24 protein-coding genes and 1 pseudogene are annotated in these 21,381 nt (G+C 35.6%); 18 read left to right on the plus strand and 7 right to left on the minus strand.

Features of this window, described 5'->3' with window-relative positions:
- The first annotated feature begins 7 nt into the window (after positions 1 to 7).
- Positions 8 to 508 (plus strand): DoxX family protein, encoded by a 501-nt coding sequence (locus JFU18_RS21315; RefSeq protein WP_002015237.1) that lies wholly within the window; start codon positions 8 to 10, stop codon positions 506 to 508.
- Positions 509 to 544: 36 nt separating this feature from the next.
- Here JFU18_RS21315 and JFU18_RS21320 read toward each other — a convergent pair whose 3' ends face one another.
- Positions 545 to 1,429: an alpha/beta fold hydrolase gene (locus JFU18_RS21320; protein ID WP_137076034.1), complete on the minus strand. Its 885-nt coding sequence runs from the start codon at positions 1,427 to 1,429 to the stop codon at positions 545 to 547.
- Between the two features lie 15 nt (positions 1,430 to 1,444).
- Complete coding sequence (locus JFU18_RS21325) at positions 1,445 to 2,284, minus strand: GNAT family N-acetyltransferase (protein WP_201031802.1); 840 nt, start codon at positions 2,282 to 2,284, stop codon at positions 1,445 to 1,447.
- A gap of 269 nt (positions 2,285 to 2,553) precedes the next feature.
- Here JFU18_RS21325 and JFU18_RS21330 point away from each other — a divergent pair, with 269 nt between their 5' ends.
- Positions 2,554 to 3,939 (plus strand): alkaline phosphatase, encoded by a 1,386-nt coding sequence (locus JFU18_RS21330; protein WP_002143184.1) that lies wholly within the window; start codon positions 2,554 to 2,556, stop codon positions 3,937 to 3,939.
- A gap of 54 nt (positions 3,940 to 3,993) precedes the next feature.
- Positions 3,994 to 4,458 carry a hypothetical protein gene (locus tag JFU18_RS21335; protein ID WP_201031801.1) on the plus strand — a complete coding sequence of 155 codons (465 nt, stop codon included), beginning with the start codon at positions 3,994 to 3,996 and terminating at the stop codon, positions 4,456 to 4,458.
- A 179-nt stretch (positions 4,459 to 4,637) separates the two neighbouring features.
- Here the strand turns inward: JFU18_RS21335 and JFU18_RS21340 are convergent, their stop codons facing one another.
- The gene (locus JFU18_RS21340; protein ID WP_002015229.1) at positions 4,638 to 5,288 is read right to left on the minus strand and encodes a GTP pyrophosphokinase; all 651 of its coding nucleotides are present in this window, start codon (positions 5,286 to 5,288) and stop codon (positions 4,638 to 4,640) included.
- Positions 5,289 to 5,592: 304 nt separating this feature from the next.
- Here JFU18_RS21340 and JFU18_RS21345 point away from each other — a divergent pair, with 304 nt between their 5' ends.
- From JFU18_RS21345 to JFU18_RS21355, 3 genes are all read left to right on the plus strand, one after another.
- A complete protein-coding gene (locus tag JFU18_RS21345; protein ID WP_201034326.1) occupies positions 5,593 to 7,089 on the plus strand; it encodes a YcdB/YcdC domain-containing protein in 1,497 nt (498 codons plus the stop codon).
- A gap of 183 nt (positions 7,090 to 7,272) precedes the next feature.
- Positions 7,273 to 7,986, plus strand: a complete 714-nt coding sequence (sigK, locus tag JFU18_RS21350; RefSeq protein ID WP_000051382.1) for an RNA polymerase sporulation sigma factor SigK — start codon at positions 7,273 to 7,275, stop codon at positions 7,984 to 7,986.
- Positions 7,987 to 8,277: 291 nt separating this feature from the next.
- Entirely contained in the window at positions 8,278 to 9,066 is a 789-nt protein-coding gene (locus JFU18_RS21355; protein WP_002129166.1) for a phosphatidylserine decarboxylase, read from the plus strand.
- 152 nt (positions 9,067 to 9,218) lie between these two features.
- Here JFU18_RS21355 and sda read toward each other — a convergent pair whose 3' ends face one another.
- A complete protein-coding gene (sda, locus tag JFU18_RS21360; protein ID WP_002015226.1) occupies positions 9,219 to 9,374 on the minus strand; it encodes a sporulation histidine kinase inhibitor Sda in 156 nt (51 codons plus the stop codon).
- A gap of 246 nt (positions 9,375 to 9,620) precedes the next feature.
- Here sda and JFU18_RS21365 point away from each other — a divergent pair, with 246 nt between their 5' ends.
- The 8 genes from JFU18_RS21365 (at position 9,621) to JFU18_RS21400 (ending at position 14,753) form a co-directional block, all read left to right on the plus strand.
- Positions 9,621 to 10,133 (plus strand): YqeG family HAD IIIA-type phosphatase, encoded by a 513-nt coding sequence (locus JFU18_RS21365; RefSeq protein ID WP_002015225.1) that lies wholly within the window; start codon positions 9,621 to 9,623, stop codon positions 10,131 to 10,133.
- Between the two features lie 3 nt (positions 10,134 to 10,136).
- Positions 10,137 to 11,243: a ribosome biogenesis GTPase YqeH gene (yqeH, locus tag JFU18_RS21370; protein WP_002015224.1), complete on the plus strand. Its 1,107-nt coding sequence runs from the start codon at positions 10,137 to 10,139 to the stop codon at positions 11,241 to 11,243.
- Between the two features lie 15 nt (positions 11,244 to 11,258).
- Entirely contained in the window at positions 11,259 to 12,092 is an 834-nt protein-coding gene (aroE, locus tag JFU18_RS21375; protein WP_002015222.1) for a shikimate dehydrogenase, read from the plus strand.
- 4 nt (positions 12,093 to 12,096) lie between these two features.
- Positions 12,097 to 12,390 (plus strand): ribosome assembly RNA-binding protein YhbY, encoded by a 294-nt coding sequence (yhbY, locus tag JFU18_RS21380; protein ID WP_201034325.1) that lies wholly within the window; start codon positions 12,097 to 12,099, stop codon positions 12,388 to 12,390.
- Positions 12,391 to 12,525: 135 nt separating this feature from the next.
- Positions 12,526 to 13,095: a nicotinate-nucleotide adenylyltransferase gene (locus JFU18_RS21385; protein ID WP_002067321.1), complete on the plus strand. Its 570-nt coding sequence runs from the start codon at positions 12,526 to 12,528 to the stop codon at positions 13,093 to 13,095.
- Positions 13,085 to 13,654, plus strand: coding sequence for a bis(5'-nucleosyl)-tetraphosphatase (symmetrical) YqeK (gene yqeK, locus JFU18_RS21390; protein WP_002143180.1), 570 nt, complete (start codon positions 13,085 to 13,087; stop codon positions 13,652 to 13,654). Before JFU18_RS21385 ends, yqeK begins: the two co-directional genes overlap by 11 nt.
- The gene (gene rsfS, locus JFU18_RS21395) at positions 13,651 to 14,007 is read left to right on the plus strand and encodes a ribosome silencing factor (protein WP_000653209.1); all 357 of its coding nucleotides are present in this window, start codon (positions 13,651 to 13,653) and stop codon (positions 14,005 to 14,007) included. The genes yqeK and rsfS overlap by 4 nt, the downstream gene beginning before the upstream one ends.
- Entirely contained in the window at positions 14,004 to 14,753 is a 750-nt protein-coding gene (locus JFU18_RS21400; protein ID WP_002088700.1) for a class I SAM-dependent DNA methyltransferase, read from the plus strand. The genes rsfS and JFU18_RS21400 overlap by 4 nt, the downstream gene beginning before the upstream one ends.
- 172 nt (positions 14,754 to 14,925) lie before the next feature.
- On the opposite strand, the gene comER is transcribed toward JFU18_RS21400, so the two are convergent.
- Positions 14,926 to 15,753, minus strand: a complete 828-nt coding sequence (gene comER / locus JFU18_RS21405) for a late competence protein ComER (protein WP_201034324.1) — start codon at positions 15,751 to 15,753, stop codon at positions 14,926 to 14,928.
- A gap of 77 nt (positions 15,754 to 15,830) precedes the next feature.
- On the opposite strand from comER, the gene JFU18_RS21410 reads away from it, so the two are divergent.
- From JFU18_RS21410 to JFU18_RS21420, 3 genes and pseudogenes are all read left to right on the plus strand, one after another.
- The gene (locus JFU18_RS21410) at positions 15,831 to 16,430 is read left to right on the plus strand and encodes a helix-hairpin-helix domain-containing protein (RefSeq protein WP_063218883.1); all 600 of its coding nucleotides are present in this window, start codon (positions 15,831 to 15,833) and stop codon (positions 16,428 to 16,430) included.
- A 63-nt stretch (positions 16,431 to 16,493) separates the two neighbouring features.
- Positions 16,494 to 17,051, plus strand: a complete 558-nt coding sequence (locus JFU18_RS21415; RefSeq protein ID WP_002088698.1) for a ComE operon protein 2 — start codon at positions 16,494 to 16,496, stop codon at positions 17,049 to 17,051.
- Between the two features lie 14 nt (positions 17,052 to 17,065).
- Positions 17,066 to 19,388 (plus strand): annotated as a pseudogene (locus tag JFU18_RS21420) (DNA internalization-related competence protein ComEC/Rec2).
- A 31-nt stretch (positions 19,389 to 19,419) separates the two neighbouring features.
- Here the strand turns inward: JFU18_RS21420 and JFU18_RS21425 are convergent.
- Complete coding sequence (locus JFU18_RS21425; RefSeq protein WP_000997609.1) at positions 19,420 to 19,554, minus strand: YqzM family protein; 135 nt, start codon at positions 19,552 to 19,554, stop codon at positions 19,420 to 19,422.
- A 348-nt stretch (positions 19,555 to 19,902) separates the two neighbouring features.
- Here JFU18_RS21425 and holA point away from each other — a divergent pair, with 348 nt between their 5' ends.
- Entirely contained in the window at positions 19,903 to 20,913 is a 1,011-nt protein-coding gene (gene holA / locus JFU18_RS21430; protein WP_002067332.1) for a DNA polymerase III subunit delta, read from the plus strand.
- An 84-nt stretch (positions 20,914 to 20,997) separates the two neighbouring features.
- Here holA and rpsT read toward each other — a convergent pair whose 3' ends face one another.
- A complete protein-coding gene (gene rpsT, locus JFU18_RS21435; RefSeq protein ID WP_002088694.1) occupies positions 20,998 to 21,255 on the minus strand; it encodes a 30S ribosomal protein S20 in 258 nt (85 codons plus the stop codon).
- Between the last annotated feature and the right edge of the window lie 126 nt (positions 21,256 to 21,381).

Consider the following 21,381-nt stretch of genomic DNA (forward strand, 5'->3'; position numbering starts at 1 on the left):
GGAAGATATGATTATTCAATTTTTAAGAGAAAACAAAGCAGTTTCTTTTGTATTAGCGATAATTCGAGTGTATCTTGGTTACACATGGGTAATGGCTGGAATCGGTAAACTACAAGGAAAAGGCTTCGATGCAACTGGTTATTTACAAGGTGCAATTGAAAAATCTAAAGGAGCACAACCAGCTGTTCAATCTTGGTGGGCATCATTTTTACAAGATTTTGCAATTCCAAACGTTGATTTATTTAATACACTTGTGACGTGGGGAGAAATTTTAGTCGGAATTGGTTTAATTGTAGGCTGTTTAACAAAAACAGCGGTCTTTTTCGGTCTTGTAATGAACTTTTCCTATATGTTTAGTGGGTCAATTGGTGTAAACCCTGAAATGGTTATCTTATCCATGTTCGTTCTTGTTTCTGGTATGAATGCTGGAAAACTTGGAATTGATGGCTTAGTTATTCCAAAAGTACTAGGATCAAAAATTCAAAAACGCCAAAAGCAAGCTGCTTAATATATGAAAACGGGTATCTCAAAATGAGATACCCGTTTATTTTTCAGCACTTATAGGATTTTTCTCGAAGAAATCTTTTACATACCCTACAAATTCTTGTGGCTCTTGACGAAATGGAGCATGATAACCTTTTTCAATAATATGGAAAGTGCTGTTTTTTAAGAATTGATGATAAGTTTCTCCTTCTTTCCAAGAAACGCTACTATCATTTCTTCCCCATATAATTAAAGTTGGTTGCTTGATTTCAGTTGCATTGATTTGAAGACGCCTAGGCCATAATTTCATTTTATTATAATGCTCTTCATCATTACGCTTGAATTTAACTTTGCTCTCATCATAATCTGCAATAGAAGAAACGGCACTTAAATCAGTCGACAACTTTGGTTTTGGTGAACCTTGTTTATTAACGAACGTATGAGGGCCGCCTGTAGCATCAGTTAAAATAAGGTGGGTAACCGCTTCGGGGTATAAATATGTTAAATTAAGAGAAATTTCTCCGCCCATAGAATGTCCCAGTATTGCGAATGAGTCGTACCCTAATTTTTTCATTAACTTATAATACAAATTTGCATGAGTTGGGAAAGAATAATAAAAATCCATCGGTTTAGAGGAACGTCCGAATCCTAAAGCATCAACAGAAATAATCGTATGATCTTTTGCTAAATCTGAGTAAACCTTTTGAAAACCATTGGATGATCCTCCAAATCCATGGATCATAAGTAAAGGTGGTTTTTCATCACCAATCTTTTTAAAGTAAATCGTTTGACCATCTATCTCTACCATTTTTTCCTCGGTAGTTAGTTTCGCTGTAATTGTATTTTTAACTTGTTTTACTTGTTCTACTGGCTTTTCTGCTGCACTACATCCTACTAATAGTGTAAGAGTAAGACAACCTACCATAAAATAGCTAAATCGCTTCAATTAGGTGTCCCCTTTCTAACATAACGCTGCATCTATCATAGCAAATAGTATATTACGATTTCCAGGAAGTTGATTACCGTTCTTTATCATAAGAGGTGAAAGGAGCGTTTCCTGGAAATTTTCTGTTTGAAGAAATTGACGGAAAATGAATTGTGAGTGCGGAACATCAATGCGTATTGTCCCATTCCACGAGTTGCAAATTATTTCTAATAACTGAATAGCGTCTTTTTCTTTTTTTGAAATAAGCGGAGTGATACATAGTACATTTCCTTTTTGTATGCATAAAGCAAAAGCATCTATTTGATTATCCCGCTCTATTTTAAAGGAGTAAGTTGCTCTCGATAGTAGTGATAAATAAAGCTTAGAACGATCTGCACCAGTCGCAGTTTGATCAAGAAAAATGAGAGATTGAAGATCGGCTTGCTGAATTTGTTTTATGGGAAAAGAATTTGTACTTATATGAGCCGCTTGTTTTTCGAAACGATGAATTGTTGTTATTGATTGAAATCCATAAGATTCATATAAGGATTCACCAGCTTTTGTTGCAATGAGCGTAATAGGGAGCGATGGATAAGTTACTTTTAAGCTATTGTTTAACAAAATACGGCCAATTCCTTTTCTTTGAAAATCAGGATGCACGATTAACATACCGATAGAAGAAAATCCAGGGGCAAACGAAAAGACCCCGCCCGCTGCAATAAGTTTATTCTCATGTACATAGCCAAAAATTGTGCCAATGGAAAGGTACATATGGAATTGCTCTTTCATAAAACTCTCATACTGTAACCACCCAACTGATTCGCAAAGAGAGAGTAAATCTGGAATGGAAGATTCGTCTAGTTTTACTGTTTTCATAAAGTTCACCATATTTCTATTTAAATTAGAAAAAATAAGAATAATATTAAGAAATGTAAAATAATAGGTTCGTATTAAAAGAAATCCAACATGTTTATATTTATCTTTGTAAAGGGGAGTATGCTTGATATGAAAAGACAAACTTATACAAATTATAACTTAAATTTACATAAGTTAACAAAAAATTTACATATAACTCATTTTCTCTTAACAGTCTTCTATTAAATTTGATAGTGGGAAATGAATAACCTAATTAGGGGGACAAGACAGTGAAAAAGTTTGTAAAAAAAGCATGGCCATTTGCAGTTGTGGCGTCGTTAGCAGTTACTTCGGTAGCAACATGGAATTTTACGCGTTCTAGTGAGGTTAATGCAGATGAGAACGGAAACAATGCAAAAATTAAAAATGTCATTGTATTAATTGGGGACGGTATGGGGCCTTCATATATGACAGCTCATCGTTATATGAAAGATAATCCAAAAACATTTGAGATGGAATCTACAGAATTTGATAAGCATCTTGTAGGAACACAAAAAACATATCCAGAAGATGAACATGAAAATATTACAGACTCTGCATCGGCAGCTACTGCGATGTCAGCAGGTATAAAAACATATAACGCAGCTATTGCAGTAGATAATGATAAAGCTGAAGTGAAAACAGTATTGGAGCAAGCGAAAGAAAAAGGGAAGTCAACGGGACTCGTTGCAACTTCTGAAATTACGCATGCAACACCAGCTGCATTCGGTGCACATGATATTAGTCGTAAAAATATGGACGCAATTGCAAATGATTACTTTGATGAAAAAATTAAAGGTAAGCATAAAATAGATGTTATGCTTGGCGGGGGCGTAAAGAACTTTGTTAGAAAAGACCGCAATCTTACAGAAGAATTTAAGAAGTCTGGTTATAGTTATGTAACAGATCGTAATCAATTATTAAATGATAAAAGCGATCAAGTTCTTGGCTTATTTGCACCAGGTGGTTTAGACAAAATGATTGACCGTACTGACAAAACACCTTCATTAGAAGAGATGACAAATGCAGCGATTGAGCGCTTGAACAAAAATAAAGACGGTTTCTTCTTAATGGTCGAAGGTAGTCAAATTGATTGGGCTGGACATGATAATGATATTGTCGGTGCAATGAGTGAAATGGAAGACTTCGAAAAAGCGTTTAAAGCAGCAATTGAGTTTGCGAAAAAAGATAAGAACACATTAGTTGTTGCAACTGCAGATCATGCTACTGGCGGATTATCTTTAGGTGCGAATGGTGAGTATAATTTTAAAGTAGATCCGATTAAAGCTGCGAAACGTACGCCAGACTTTATGGCAAGTGAGATTGTAAAAGGTGCAAATGTAGAAGAAACATTGAAAAAGTATATTGATCTACAATTAACACCAGAAGAAATTAAAGCTGTAAATGATATAGCTCCATCAAAAGATGTAACAAAGATTGATAATGCAATTGAAGATATCTTCAATAAGCGTTCGGTTACAGGTTGGACAACGGGTGGACATACAGGTGAAGATGTGAACGTATATGCATTCGGACCAGGTAAATACTTATTCTCTGGCGTTCAAGAGAATACAAATATAGCTAAACGTGTCTTTGACATCGTTGGCGGCGGCGATCCGAATAAAGGAAGACGCTAATTATAAATGAAAGTGAGGCGAAATGCCTCACTTTTCTTTTTAGGAGATGGAAAGATGAGCGTTTTTTTAGGGAAATTAAGATTCCTTCTAGTATTCGTATTATTGCTAGTTGGATGTCAATCTCAAGAGAATAATATAGAACAAAAATCTGCTGGGAAAACTGAGGAAAAGGTACATATAACGAAAGAAGAAGAGAAATCCATTCAAGATGTTATTGAGGCATTTGTACGGACGACGAATGAAAAAAATCTTGCTGAGCATATGGAGTTATTTTCAAAGAAGATGCCTAGTGCTGAAGACTTAAAAACACAAAAGGAAGCGGCATTTCAAAAGGGAAATAAGAAAATAGAATTGGAACATATGAATATGAAAGCTCTTAAAGATGGGCTTGTTATTGTTGAAACGGAGGAAAAAGAAGTAGATGGAGGGGTTACTCTCCAAAAGAAAATGCAGTATGCACTTGGAAAAGAAGAAGAAGGGTGGAAGATTGAAGAGGTTCGTACGATAGAGAAGAAATAAAGTGAAACTTTAATCAGTGGGGGTTTTGTCCATCCCCCACTGATTATTAGTTGAACCAATCGGGCTTTTATGGGCAGTTGATCGCCCACCTAACTCCTTCGCATTCGCAGAATTTTGAGGTGGGAGTCTTACTGCCCGCAAATAGCGGGATAAAAAGGTTCTCATAGGAGAGAACCTTTTTATAGTGGTAATAAAATTTGATTTGAACATGCTTCAATGTCATCAATATCTTGACGGATTGTTGCCATCTTATTATCGAGGTCTTCAGCTTTCATAGCAGCGTCATGTAGTTCATCTTTCAAATAGTCAGGTATATTTCCTTCATATTTGTAGTAAAGTTTATGTTCTAAACTTGCCCAAAAGTCCATGGCAAGTGTACGTAATTGAATTTCTGCAAAGACATCTTTCGTACCAGAATTTAGTGACAATGGATATTTAATAATCATATGCAAACTTTTATAGCCATTTCCTTTTGGATTAGCAATATAATCTTTTACTTCTACAATTTCCATGTCTCCACGATTTTCAATAACTTCTTTTAAATGATAAATATCTTCTACAAAGCAACATGTAATACGGATGCCAATAATATCTTGTAATTGTGTTTGAGCATTTTCAACTGTTGGTGATAAGTTTTTACGCTCAAGCTTCCTAATGATACTTTCGGGTTGTTTAAGTCTTGTTTTTATATGTTCAAACGGGTTGTAGTCTTCTAAAAATTGAGCTTCCCGGTTCATAATTTCAAATTTAGTTTTTAACTCTTCTAAAGCGAATGTATAAGGTAATACAAAAGCTTTCCAGTAGTTAACTGTTGATTGGTTATATTCCATTTCTATACACACCTTTTCTTATTTACAAGTGAAGTTGTTATTATACTAAACACCAAATCATGTAGGCGCAAGCAGCAAATGATGAGATCATAAAGCGATATTTAGTTTTCATCTTTTCAACCCCTTTCAAATGAAATTATATATGAATAAACGTCATTGTTAGTAATTTCACTATGTACAATTCTTATAGTAATAGATTCATGTGAAATTCGTATGAACTAATTGTTTCAGTTTTTTGTCTTTTTGTTAATGACTTTTGGTTTTGTTTGTTATAATTACCTTAAATTGTAATAAAGGAGAGGGTATGATGAATCCAAAAGATAAAAAAAGAAAAGAGCAAGTGGCCCATATTATTGAAATTCCAGATGAATATAGGCTTGTTGTAGATGATCAAGAAGGAGTGGATGATCCGTATCATCTATTATGGTGGGGGCATAAAGAGGATGAGGAGAAAAAGATACAAATTACATTAAATAGGCATACTGGTAATTTATTCGAATTCAGGATAGATGATGAAAATTATTTTTCGAGTGATAAAGAAGTGATAGAGGAGAATAAGGCAAGAGAGATTGCAAATGTATTTATAAAAAAATATGTGGAAGAAGAATTAGAATTTTATACATATGTGTCAGTTAAGGATGACTGGCGTGGTTGGAAAGAAATAAATTATATGCAGGAAGTGAATGGATATCCATTGCCGAATACAGGATGTGTTGTACGAATTCATCCTTCAGGTAATGTTGTGCATTTTCATTACAATGGACAAAAAGCTATAGGGAAAAAACCGTTATGGCCAATTGAAATTGTTGAGGAGAACGTCGTTTTAGAAACTTTGAGAGCTAGACAAGATATGAGACTTGTATTTGTGGATTTAACACATTCTTCATGTAAATATGAAAATGGTGAGGAAGTAAAAGGCTATCATCTTGTATATGAACCAGAACCTAGTCATGCGTTTATTGATGCAAGTACAGGTAAAGATTTATTTGACCCAGATCATTATAAATTGCCTCCAACTGTAGCTGTTGAAAAACCGAAAAAAGATAGTCAACAAGATGATATATTCGATTTATTTGAATGGGATAAAGAAAGTTTTACAAAAGTGGCTGAGACAGAAAATGAAGATGGAATAAGGATGAAATTTGTTTCGAAAGAGGAATTACAAAAACAGAAAGAAGAAAAGAATCCATATTTAATGAATGAATTTTTAAAAAAGCATTTACCGATGTTAAAATATAATAATTTAGTTGGCATTACGATTGATAAATCAACCAAGGAATTAATTGGTTTTATAAAACTGGCAGACGATAAAGAAGTAAAACAAATACTGTCTAGAGAGGAATGTTTACAAAAAGCACTTCAATTTTTAGAACATGTTATTCCAGATGTTACACAATATCTTCGCCTTTGGGATGAACGTGACGAAGATGAAGGGATTGAAAGATTTGTCTTTTCAGTATATGTGAATGAAATTCCGGTAGAGTATAGGGAATTCATGGTCAACATTAATACAGAAAATGGTGCTGTGATGCATTACTCGGGAAAACCTAGCAATATAATAGAAGAGTTACTTGCACATGAAACAGCACCAAAAGTAACAAAAGAAAAAGCGTTAGAAATATATAAAGAGGTCATTCGAGTAAAATTAGAATGGTGTATAGATCATGATGCAGAGGAAATGAAATATAAACTGCTGTATAAACAAACGAGGAGTGAAAATCATAAAGAATCCGTCGATTGTAGTCGGAAAATTCGTTACATAGATGCGCATACTGGAGAGAAAATTTGGAGTGAATATTAGTAAAAGCCAATCGATACGTTTCGATTGGCTTTTACTATGTTTATAGAAAAATTTAATGATTAGCGTTGAGTGGTTTAAGAATGCCATTAAGTTAAGAGTTCCATATTTACATCGTACAGACACAAACAACCTCATGCCCACATACACATAGTAAAGACCACTATTTTGGCGGAGGTGAAAGGTTTGAGTCTATTCGCCGCAATTGGATATATGGTTCGAGAAGTGTTTGTATTTGTTTCTTATGTGAAGAACAATGCGTTCCCGCAGCCGTTATCATCAGATGATGAGAGAAAGTACTTAGAGTTAATGGAGCAAGGTGATGCTCAAGCGAGAAATCTTTTAATTGAACATAATTTACGGCTTGTAGCTCATATTGTTAAGAAATTCGAAAACACTGGTGAAGATGCAGAAGATTTAATTTCAATTGGTACCATTGGGCTTATTAAAGCGATTGAAAGCTATTCAGCAGGGAAAGGAACTAAGCTTGCAACATATGCAGCGCGCTGTATCGAAAATGAAATTTTGATGCATTTACGTGTGCTGAAGAAAACGAAAAAAGACGTTTCACTTCATGATCCGATTGGGCAAGATAAAGAGGGTAATGAAATATCGCTTATTGATATATTAAAATCAGAATCTGAAGATGTAATTGATATGATTCAGCTTAGTATGGAGTTAGAAAAAATTAAAGAGTATATCGATATTTTGGACGAACGAGAGAAAGAAGTAATTGTGAAGCGTTTTGGACTTGGGCTTGATAAAGAGAAAACACAGAGGGAGATTGCGAAGGCACTCGGTATTTCAAGAAGCTACGTATCGCGAATTGAAAAGCGTGCTTTAATGAAAATGTTCCATGAATTTGTGCGGGCTGAGAAAGAGAAAAAAGCAAAAGAATAATGTGTATTGTAAGCAGCTACACTTTAAAAGTGGCTGCTTTTCTTTCGGGAAAACGGAAAGAAAACGAGCTGTTCTAAGAAGAAATACATGTTCACTGTTGAAAATGGCGGGTTCTATCTGTAATATTAGAAGGTGCTAAACAATTTAAGAATAAAAATTATACTTAGTTTTTCTTCGTGTATAACGAGACGGCTCCATTCTATATGTGGGAATAAGAACCAATTTTACATATGATATAGAGAGAAAAGAAGGGGAAACTAAAGTTATAGGCTGATTAGGAGGTTTCGTAATTTGCGACGGACATTATATCGACTTATGATCGAACTTACAAATGGTCGTTTTACTTCTTATATATTACGTAAATTTGCACAATCTCGTTTGAGCTCTATCATTATTCCATCGTATGTGAAAGTTTTTCAAATTAATCAAGATGAGATGGAAAAGGGTTTGAAGGAATATGGAACATTGCATGATTTATTTACACGTAGGCTAAAAGAAGGAAAGCGTAGTATTGATACTGATGCATCGAGTATCGTTAGTCCTGTTGATGGTGTTTTTGCTGATCAAGGTCCTATTGAGGATACAAAAACATTCGATATAAAAGGAAAGCGTTATTCAATTGTGGATATGCTAGGTAATGAAGAGCGTGCAAAGCGATATGCAGGCGGTACATATATGGTGATTTATTTGAGTCCAAGTCATTATCATCGCATTCATAGCCCGCTTTCTGGCTCTGTGACTGAAAGATTTGTACTCGGTAGAAAATCATATCCGGTAAATGCAGCGGGTATGGAGTATGGGAAAGAACCATTGTCAAAAAATTATCGCTCTGTTACAGAAGTAAATAGTGACGGCGAACATATGGCACTTGTAAAAGTAGGTGCTATGTTTGTTAATAGTATCGAGCTCCTTCATGAAAGAAGTACTGTTCAAAAAGGTGAAGAGATGGCATACTTTACATTTGGCTCAACAGTTGTTTTATTATTTGAAAAAGATATGATTAAAGCAGTGCAGGAATTGACAAGTGGGCAAGAGCTGCGTCTTGGTGAAAAAATTGCAACCCGAGTATCTCATAAGTAAAGAAAAGGTTTTATAATATACTTATGAAGCTCTAATTAAGAAATGTGGACAAAGATGCTTAATGAAGAAATCCCCTAGATGGGAGTACTTGTTTATTCGAGAGCCATCGCAGGATGGCTCTTTTTACAGGTCAATCAGCAATCTATATGTACTCAAGAAGATTTGACGAGCTTGTCCTCTAACGAGCGTCTAATAATTTCTTGTTTTATAAGTAAAATGAAGTCGGGATTTAATTTTAGTTCTTTTGCTTTATAATAAGACTCAGTGAGTAAATCAGTAGATAACTGTTCCATATGTTTTGTTTTCAAGGTGAGTCACCTCCTAATAATATAAGGATTGATTCGTTGTTGCATTTAATGTACCAAAAAAATATGACAGTCACAAACAAGAGGTTATCCACATAACTCAGTGGATAAAATGTGGATAGATTGTTAGTAAATTCCAAATTGACTGAAAAATTAACGTGGAAAGTGTGTACAAGTTTATCCACAGGTTATCTATCGAAAAATGTTGTCGAAAAATTTTATGAAAAATCCTCAAAGAGGTGAAAGAAATTGAAGTTATTTTTACCAAATGAATATGTGAAAAATATATATCATATTCAACCAGAAGATTTGAAAAAACGTGGAATTAAAGGAGTTATTACTGATTTAGATAACACTTTAATTGAATGGGATCGTCCAAACGCAACGCCACAGCTTGAAGAGTGGTTTTTGAAAATGAAAGAAAATGATATTCAAGTAACGGTCGTTTCAAATAACAACGAGCAACGCGTTAAAGACTTCGCTGACCCATTAGGTATTCCGTTTATTCATAGTGCGCGCAAACCGTTTGTTCGCGCATTTAAGCGTGCGATACATGAGATGCACCTGCAGCCAGATGAAGTTGTAGTAATTGGAGATCAGTTACTAACGGATGTGCTCGGCGGGAATCGTGTGGGACTTCATACAATTTTAGTTGTACCGGTAGCGCAAACGGACGGATTGGTGACACGATTTAATCGGAAAATTGAACGAAGAATTATGAGAAACATGAAGAAAAAAGGCTTAATTAACTGGGAGGAATAAAGTTTGACTGAAACAATTAAATGTATTGGTTGCGGTGTAGAAATTCAAACAGAAAATAAAAATGAAGTAGGATACGCTCCTGTATCATCTTTAGAAAAAGAACAAGTAATTTGCCAACGTTGTTTTCGTTTGAAACATTATAACGAAATTCAAGATGTATCTTTAACAGATGATGATTTCCTTCGTATTTTGAACGGAATTGGACAATCAGACGCACTAGTGGTTAAAATCGTAGATATTTTCGATTTCAATGGTAGCTGGTTACCGGGCTTACATCGTTTTGTAGGGAACAATAAAGTATTACTTGTAGGGAATAAGGCTGACTTAATTCCAAAGTCAGTTAAGCATGATAAAGTAAAACATTGGATGCGCTATAGTGCAAAGCAACTTGGTTTAAAACCAGAAGATGTCTTTTTAATTAGTGCAGCTAAAGGACAAGGAATCGCTGAACTTGCTGATGCAATTGAGCATTACCGCGAGGGTAAAGATGTTTATGTTGTTGGATGTACGAATGTTGGTAAATCAACATTTATTAATCGTATGATTAAAGAGTTTAGTGATGAGACTGAGAATGTAATTACAACATCACATTTCCCAGGAACAACGCTTGATTTAATTGATATCCCATTAGACGAAACGTCATCTTTATACGATACACCAGGTATTATTAATCATCATCAAATGGCGCATTATGTTGGGAAACAAAGCTTAAAGCTTATTACACCGACTACAGAAGTTAAGCCAATGGTATTCCAATTAAATGAAGAACAAACATTATTCTTTGGTGGATTAGCACGATTTGATTATGTAAGTGGGGGCCGTCGTGCATTCACTTGTCATTTCTCAAACCGTTTAACAATCCATCGTACAAAGCTTGAAAAGGCTGATGAATTGTACGAAAAACACGCTGGAGAATTATTGAATCCACCGACACCAGAAGAATTAGAAAATATGCCTAAGTTTGTGAAATATGAATTTAATATTCGTGAGCCGAAAACGGATGTTGTATTCTCTGGATTGGGCTGGGTTACTGTAAATGAATCAGGAGCGAAAATTGTTGCTCATGTACCAAAAGGAGTAAGTGTTTCATTACGTAAATCTTTAATTTAATATGGAGAGGGATTTATGAAACAATTATATGGTGTAATCGGAAATCCAATTGGACATTCATTATCACCCGTTATGCATAACGATGCATTTGAACACTTGAATATGGATGCCCATTACCATGCGTTTCTTGTAGAAGAAGAAGCGCTAGGGGAAGCAGTAAAAGGTTTGAAAGCATTAGGTATTTCAGGATTTAATGTAACGACTCCGCACAAAGTTGCAATTATGGAGTACTTGGATGAGATTGCCCCGTTAGCAAGGCAAATCGGTGCGGTAAATACAGTAGTTCATCGAGATGGAAAATTGATTGGGTATAATACAGATGGAATTGGTTTTGTTCGTGCCCTGCAGTCAATTAGTGAAGATCCACTTCAAGAGAAACGTATTTTATTAATCGGTGCAGGTGGTGCTAGCCGAGCTATTTACTTCTCGCTTGCCGATGTAGGTGTGAAAGAAATTGATATTGCTAATCGTACGAGAGATAAGGCGAAAAACCTTATCTCTGGGTGCATGGCAAATGTTAATTCGCATGCTCTATCGTTAGAATGTGCAGCAGAAAATCAAGGGGAATATGATATTATCATCCAAACAACAACGATAGGTATGCATCCACATGTTGAGTATACGCCGCTGGAAATTCGTTCATTGAAACAAGGAACGATTGTTTCTGATATTATTTATAATCCATTTGAGACGAAAATTTTAGGCGATGCGAAAGAACAAGGTGCAATAATTCAAAATGGAATCGATATGTTCGTTTATCAAGGTGCACTTGCGTTTGAAATGTGGACAGGGTGTGTGCCGAATATTGATAGAATGAAACAATTAGTAATGAGAGAGCTTGGAGGCTAATTATATGTTAACAGGAAAACAAAAAAGATTTTTACGTGCAAAGGCACATCATTTAACACCGATTTTTCAAGTTGGAAAAGGTGGCGTGAATGAAAATATGGTGAAACAAATTGGAGAAGCATTAGAAGTTCGTGAACTATTTAAAGTGAGCGTATTACAAAACTGTGAATTTGATCGTAGTGAAATTGCAGAAGAGCTTGCACAAGGTGCACGAGCTGAAATCGTTCAAGTAATCGGAAGCACAATTGTTTTATACAAAGAATCAAGAGAAAATAAGCAGATTAAGCTTCCTCGATAAAAGATATACGTGAGTTATTTCGTAATGGACGCTTGATATGTAGAAAGCGAAACCAATTGAACTTTTATTAACAGTGGGCTCTCTTCGAATTTGTATGGGGAGAGTTGCTGTATGTAAAAGGAAGGGGCGTTTCTTTTGAGAAAAATTGGCATTATTGGTGGCACGTTTGATCCACCTCATAATGGACATTTGTTAATTGCAAATGAAGTGTATCATGCTTTAGGGTTGGAAGAGGTATGGTTTTTGCCGAATCAAATTCCACCGCACAAGCAAGGACGTAACATTACGAGTGTGAAAAGTCGATTAAACATGCTGCAAATAGCGATTGAGGAAGAAGCATACTTTTCAATTTGTTTAGAAGAGCTAGACAGAGAAGGCCCATCTTATACGTACGATACTATGGTACAATTAACGGAGAAGTATCCGGATGTGCAGTTTCACTTTATTATTGGCGGAGACATGGTTGAGTATTTGCCGAAGTGGTATAACATTGAAAAGTTACTTAAGCTTGTGACTTTCGTTGGAGTTGCAAGGCCAGGTTATACATTACATACGCCTTATGATATCGTAAAAGTGGAAATTCCAGAGTTTGCAGTTTCTTCTTCTCTGTTACGTGAGAGATATATGACGAAGAAAACGTGCAAATATTTACTCCCCGAAAAAGTACAGGTATATATCGAGAGGAATGGGTTGTATGAATCGTGAGGAAGCACTTAGTATTGTCAAACAACAAATGCATGAAAAACGTTATATACACACGGTTGGTGTAATGGAAACAGCGATTGAACTTGCTAGGTTATATGGTGTAGATGAGAAAAAGGCAGAGACGGCTGCTATATTTCACGATTATGCAAAATGTAGAGCGATTCCAGAAATGGAAGAGATTATTAAGAGAGAAGCTTTGCCAAAGGATCTACTGCACTATAACAAAGAGTTATGGCATGCACCTGTTGGGGCATACTTAGTAGAAAAAGAAGTAGGCATTACTGATCCTGAAATTCTACAAGCTATTACATATCATACAAGTGGTCATGAAAAAATGACAATGTTAGATAAAGTTATTTATGTAGCAGATTACATTGAACCAGGACGTAAGTTTCCTGGTGTGGAAGAAGCGAGGAAACTCGCATATAAAGATATAAATCAAGCTTTACTGTTTGCTTTAAAGCGAACAATTCAATTTTTAATGGAAAAAGATCAAACGATTTATCCATTAACATTCCAAACATACAATGAAGTTATCAAGGAGGAAATTAATAAATGAAAGATAAAGAGTTATTAGTATTAGCGGCAAAAGCAGCTGATGATAAGAGAGCAGAAGATATGGTTGTACTAAATATGCAAGGTATTTCACCGATTGCAGACTATTTTATTATTTGTCACGGAAATTCAGACAAGCAAGTACAAGCAATTGCACGTGAAATTAAAGCGAAGGCACATGAGTTCGAAATTAACGTACAACGTATGGAAGGCTTTGATGAAGCACGTTGGGTTTTAGTAGACCTTGGTGATGTGGTTGCTCATGTATTCCATAAAGATGAGCGTAATCACTATAATTTAGAGCGTCTATGGGGCGATGTGCCGCGTGAAGATATTGCAGATGAGCTAGATCAATGAAATACGAACAATTTGCTTTGCTGTATGACGAACTGATGAATGATGTCCCTTATGATAAATGGGTGGAATTCACAGAGGAAAGTTTACAACAGGCATCTATGAAAGAGGCAAGAATCCTTGACGTAGCATGTGGAACTGGTAACGTAACACTTCCGCTTGTGCGAAAAGGTTATGACTTAATTGGTGTAGATCTTTCGGAAGAAATGTTAACTGTCGCGCAGCAAAAATTGGGGGGAGAAGGATATTTTATTCCTTTTTACCAACAAGACATGAGAGAGCTCGATGTTCCTGGTGAATTTGATTGTGTGACAATCTTTTGTGACTCATTAAATTACGTATTGCAAGAAGATGGAGTGCAAGAAACATTTAGAAGAGTTTTCCACCATTTACGTCAGGATGGCTTGTTTTTATTCGATGTACACTCTTTATATAAAATACATCACGTATTTCAAAATGAAACATATACAGTGAACGGCGAAGAAATATCACTTATTTGGAACTGCTTCCCTGGAGAAGAATCAGATAGTGTGGAACATGATTTGACATTCTTTGTACAAGATTCAGAAGAAGATGTGTATCATCGTTTTGACGAATGTCACGTGCAACGTGCGTATTCGGTTGAAGTGTTAACAAAATGGCTTGAAGAAGCTGGGTTTACAGTGCTTCGCGTCACAGGTGACTTTGAACGAATTGAAGTGACAGAACAAACAGAGCGCATCTTTTTTATGGCGAAGAAGAATGGATAAAAGAAAAGCAACCGATAAGGTTGCTTTTGTTTTATAGAAAAGATGTAGTTTTAGTTCTAGAAAAATAAAAAGATGATATGTGTAAAGTGTAAAAATGCTAGTTTTAGTGAAAATGTAGCATGAAAAAGATAAGTATTAATAAAAAGGGTTTGGGATTACGATGGCGTATTTATTATGTGTGTTTATCGAATTGCTGCTCAACGCATTTTAAATCTTCATCAAATTTCTCATGTGTCCGTTCGATTAATTTATGAAACATATCCCCAACGTGCTCTTCTAAAATACGAATACCTTCTCCTGTAACACCGCCTTTAACGCATACCTTTTCTTGTAAAGTAGGTAATGTGAAAATTTCTTTTTCGAGTAATTTCCCCATTCCAATGACCATTTCACTTACTAAAGTAGTGGCTTCTTCATGTGTAATATTTGTTTTATCTACAGCAGCGTTAATGAAACATTGTAATAAATAACTAAAAAAAGCAGGGCCGCAGCTTGCTATATCAGATGAAACGCGCGTTATATCTTCTTCTATAACAAGGGGAGTAGAAATGTTTTTGAATAGACGAAGTAGTTTTTGTTGCCATTCTAGAGAGCAATTATTTCCAAATGTAAATAGTGATGCGCCGGATAAGGCGCGGTTTGTGATGCTTGGAATGATACGAGCAACTTGGCAAGGTATAAGTGTTTCTAATTGTGATGGAGATATGGGGCTTGTGATAGAAACTAAGCAATCTTCGTCTGAAAAATGGTCAGCATATTTTTGTAGAATAGGGTATATGTCTATCGGTTTTACGCAAATGAAAATAAGCTGGGATTGTTCGATTACCTCTTGGATTGTTTTGGCTATATGAACAGAAGGGTATTTTTCTTTTATATGATATGCTTTGGCAGGCGTCCGATTAATAATAGTAAGGCAAGAAGGTTTGACAGCACGGGTTTCTAAAAATGCATCGATTAGTATATTCCCCATGTTCCCTGTCCCTATAATTCCTATGTTCAATGTTTCATCCCTCCTTCGTAACAGCTTTCTCCTAAACAATATGAATGATGTTATAAATTTATGATTAGAGGTGTAAAATGATGTGGGATTTTCCGAAAAAATGGTTGGGATTAGTGGTTATTATTGGCACTTTGATTTTTCTTTTTTTCTGGAAAACGAATCAGCAAACAGAGCGATCGCTCATTACAACGGAAGTTCAAGTAAAAGATGTGGAGAAAAAAAGTAAACCGAAAGTATTGGATACAAAGGAGCAGAAAAAAATAATTATAATTGATGTGAAAGGGGCGGTTTTTAAAGAGGGTGTGTATGAAATGAAGGAAGGGGACCGGGTGAAGGAGGCGGTTGAAAAAGCTGGTGGTTTGTTGCCGGATGCAGATGTGAAGAAAGTGAATTTGGCGCAAATGGTCCAAGACCAAATGCTTCTGTATGTTCCTAACAAGAATGAGCCAGTGCAAGAAGGGACTACTTTTTCAAAAAGCGAGGGTAAAGTGCAAATAAATACAGCTTCTAAAGAGCAACTTGAAAAAATAACAGGCATTGGTTCTCGGAAAGCGGAAAGTATTTTGAAATACCGAGAAGAACATGGTCCGTTTCAGAAAATAGAAGATTTATTAGAAATTGATGGGATTGGTGCGAAGTCTTTAGAGAAAATAAAAGATCAAATTATTATTCCATAAAAGATTGACGAAGTTTTTCTTTTTTCGCTACACTACAAGTAGACAAAAAAGAAGGTGAAAAATATGGAACGAATTTCATGGGATCAATATTTTATGACGCAAAGCCATCTACTATCTTTACGTAGTACATGTACAAGGCTTGCGGTAGGAGCGACAATCGTTCGTGATAAACGAATTATTGCTGGTGGATATAACGGTTCAATTAAAGGTGGTGTCCATTGTATAGACGATGGTTGCTATGTCATTGATAATCATTGCGTTCGTACAATTCATGCTGAAATGAATGCTTTATTGCAATGTGCGAAATTTGGTGCAAAAACAGAGGAAGCGGAAATTTATGTCACACATTTTCCTTGTTTGCAGTGCTGTAAGGCGATTATTCAAAGTGGTGTTACAGCGGTTTATTATGCACAGGACTATAAAAATCATCCGTATGCCGTAGAGTTATTTGAACAAGCGAGTGTAACAGTAAAGCACGTTCCGCTAGAATACGATATTACATCGCTAGAGGAACAAGAGCGTCATTTACAGCTAAAGGAATTATTCGCAGCTTTAGAAAAAGATAATTTATCAATGGAAGAATTACAGCGTGTATTCACTAAAGCAAAAATGATGCTATAAGGAGTGAGTATGAGTTGAATGGGCAATGGGGCTATGTTGCAATCTCGTTTATAATTGGGATTGCAATTACCTTTTCCGCATCGCATTTGTTGGCTGCTTGTTGTTTCGTTTGTTATGTTTTATTTTGTTTATATCGTACTTCGCGTAAAACCTTCATATTTTGTATAATAGCGTGTTTTAGTGGCGTTATGTACACCACGTATGTTCAGAGTCTAAATAAGCCGCTAGGGGAGTCCTATGAAGTTGCACGAGGGGTCGTGCAAAATACACCTCTAATTAATGGGGATCGTCTCTCTTTTCAAATTGAAGATCAGAATAAAAACTTAGTGCAGTTAAATTATAAAATACAATCTGCTTCGGAAAAGAAGCAGTTGCAACAATTACATGCAGGTATATCGTGTACATTTAAAGGGGAGGTGAAAGAACCACAAACTGCCCGGAATTTTCATGTTTTTGATTATCGTAATTATTTATATCAGCAAAAAATACATTTTATATTTGATGTGACATACATTTCTGAATGTCAAAAAACATCGTTGTCACTCGTGCAATGGATTTTCCTTCTCAGGCAACAAACAATCTCGAAAGTTACAGAAATGTTCCCGGAACAATCAGGTGCATTTATGAACGCATTATTATTTGGAGATCGACAACAAATGACGTTTGAAGTAGAAGAGCAATATCAACAATTTGGTCTTATACATTTGTTAGCAATTTCAGGATCGCATATCGTATTATTAATGGTTATAATGTATTTTGTTTTGCTAAGAAGTGGTGTGACGAAAGAGATAGCAACAGTATGCCTTATAGTTTGCATTCCTCTGTATATGATCATAGCTGGGGCGTCGCCATCTGTTGTGAGGGCTTCTATAACAGGAGTTTTATTATTGGTAGCTTTCATATGCTCTGTTCGCTTATCTAGTCTAGACGCCTTAAGTATAACGGCTATATGTATGCTTATATACGATCCGTATCTTATTTTCAACATTGGATTTCAATTCTCATTTGTAGGTAGTTTTTCTTTACTACTATCTGCGCCAATATTATTAGGGCGTAGTAATGGGATAGTTCGAAATTCTATTTACATTTCTATAATTTCACAGCTCGCTAGTACCCCCATCTTGTTATATCATTTTGGTTATTTTTCTCCTTATAGCATTTTCCTCAATCTTATATATGTTCCTTTTCTATCCATTATTGTATTGCCATGTAGCATCATTATTCTTATATGTATGCCGGTTATTCCATTTTTCGCAAAAGGAATTGCATATGTACTTTCACTATGTTTAACCATTTCTAATGATTTTCTAAGTTACTGTGAAAGTTTCCCTTTCATCCGACTTACTTTTGGTCAAACTCCTTTATTTCTTGTGGCTATATATTGTTTTAGTATCGTTAGTATATTTGTGATTTGGGAAAGGGTAATAACGAAAAAAATTTTGTGCATAGTTGTGGGTGTGTTTCTTTTTATTAGTACTTGTCATTATGTATATCCATATTTTCGCGAAAGTGGGAGTGTTACATTTCTTGATGTTGGACAGGGAGATGCGATATTAATTCGTCTTCCATACGATAAAGAGGTTTATCTTATTGATACAGGAGGAGCCCTTTCTGTCAAGAAGGAAGCGTGGCAACAGAAAAAGCATGAATTTTCTGTTGGGCATGATATTCTTGTTCCTTTTTTACAAAAAGAAGGTATAAAAACGATTGATAAATTAATTGTAACGCACGGAGATGCGGATCATATAGGTGCTGCGCTGGATTTGCTGTCATCTATTATTGTAAAAGAAGTTGTATTTGGGAGAAAGGAACAAGATGCTGTATTGGAAAAAGTGGTGAAGAAAAAGGCGTTAGAAAAGAGCGTGAAGATAAGTGTAGTAGGAGAAGGGGAAGGTTGGAGGGTAAATGAAGCGGAATTTTTCGTATTAGCTCCAAAGGGGAAAGAAAAGGGAGAAAATGACTCTTCGATTGTACTATGGGCCAGACTAGGGGGACTAACATGGCTATTTACGGGTGATCTAGAAGAAGAAGGAGAAAAGTTTATAGTATCAACATATCCTGATTTGCGGGCTAATATTTTAAAAGTTGCCCACCATGGGAGTAAAACATCGTCTACAGACCCATTTTTAAGCCTTGTACAGCCTGCTGTAGCGATTATTTCTGTGGGGGGAGCGTAATAGGTATGGGCACCCGCATAAGGAAGTTATAGAGCGTTTTAAGAAGATGGGTATTGATATATGGCGTACGGATAAGCAAGGTGCTATTTCCTATGTTTTTAATGGAGAAAAAGGAACCTTTCAAAGTAAAATCACATATGATGAAACACATAGAAGATGAAAAAAAGAAGACTGCCGTTAAGCAGCAGCCTTTAAGAACCGATGAATTTAATAACAGTTGCAATAATGAAAAGTGTTGCGAAAAAACCAAATGAGACGATAAATCCTACCCCTGAATCAATAGCGTCATTGCGTTTACTTTGAACGTTTTGTTCAAAATCATTCATTTAGAATCCCTCCCCAACATTCCATTTTAGTATAAAATATTGTCAGAAAAAAATCTACAATTTCTATATGAAGTGAAATAGAGTATTTGTATACTTTTTTTAGTTAGTTAAGTAGCGTGAATTTTTCATTTCCAATCATGTTAACAGTTGGCACTTATACTAAGATTATTATTGTAAATAATAAAGGGAAGGTGATTACCGCACACCAATAAGAAATCCGGGGCTTATTGCGTGGCGTTTTATATAAATAAAGGGGCGGGTTATAAAGACCGTCCCTTTGTACTTGTAAAACAAAAGCTAGGGCATTAGTATAAATATATATTGCCAAGTTAGGGAGTAGGAAAAAATATGAGTGATATACATAAGAAGATTAAAAAGAAACAGTTCGCTCCGTTGTATGTACTGTATGGAACGGAAGCCTATTTTATAAATGAAACGATAAAGCTTATTACAACGTACGCGCTTGAAGAGGAAGATCGAGAGTTTAATGTTGTGACATACGATTTGGAAGAAGCGTATTTAGAAGATGTAGTTGAGGATGCGCATACGCTTCCTTTTTTTGGAGAGCGTAAAGTTATATTAATAAAATCACCACTATTTTTAACGGCACAAAAAGAAAAATTAGAACAAAATATAAAAATTTTAGAAGAATATATTGGGGAGCCCTCTCCTTTTTCTATTCTTGTTTTTGTTGCGCCTTATGAAAAATTAGACGAACGAAAAAAAATTACAAAACTATTAAAGAAAACAGCGGATGTAATAGAAGCAAATGCGATGCAAGTGCAGGATGTTCAGAAGTGGATTGTTTCTCGTGCGGATGAGGTGCATGTGCATATTGATAATGCAGCTGTTAGTTTATTGTTAGAGCTTGTGGGAAGTAATGTAACAATGTTGGCGAAGGAAATGGACAAGTTAACGTTATACGTCGGTATGGGCGGAGAAATTACGCCAAAACTTGTCACGGAACTTGTGCCGAAATCTGTTGAGCAAAACGTGTTTGCTTTAACAGAAAAAGTGGTGAAAAAAGATATCGCTGGTGCGATGCAAATTTTAGACGGATTATTTACACAGCAGGAAGAACCGATTAAACTGCTCGCTTTATTAGTAAGTCAGTTCCGCTTGCTACATCAAGTGAAAGAGTTGCAACAGCGTGGTTACGGACAAAATCAAATCGCGTCCCATATTGGTGTACATCCGTACCGGGTAAAGTTGGCGATGAATCAAACGAAGTTTTTCTCTTTTGAAGAATTAAAAAAAGTTATTATAGAATTGGCGGAAGCTGATTATAGTATGAAGACTGGAAAGATGGATAAGAAACTTGTGCTTGAGTTTTTCTTAATGCGGTTAAATCATATGTAGTGACACAAAAAAGTTCACGTACTTAGTACGTGAACTTTTTTGTGTATATAAAAAACGATCCGAATGGATCGTTTTTTAAACGCCTTACGCGTTTACTTGTTTCGCTAAGCGAGATTTTTGACGAGCTGCAGCGTTTTGGTGGATAAGACCTTTACGAGCTGCTTTGTCAAGTTTTTTAGAAGCAGTTTTGAAAGCTTCTTTAGCATTTTCAAGATCGTTATTAGTAACTAAAGTTTCTACAGTTTTAACAGCAGTACGCATGTCAGACTTGATAGAAGCGTTATGTGAACGACGCTCTTCGCTAAGTTTAGCGCGTTTGATAGCAGATTTGATGTTTGCCATACTTTTCACCTCCCTGGTGCAATCGAATGACTCGATTCTTACATAGAACAAGTGATATTTTATCAAACGGTGAAGAGAATTGCAATAGTATATCAATGAAATTTCACGTAAAGGAAAGAATGACCT

Origin of the sequence: Bacillus sp. TH22, from assembly GCF_016651015.1 — a bacterium.
Classification (GTDB): domain Bacteria; phylum Bacillota; class Bacilli; order Bacillales; family Bacillaceae_G; genus Bacillus_A; species Bacillus_A mycoides.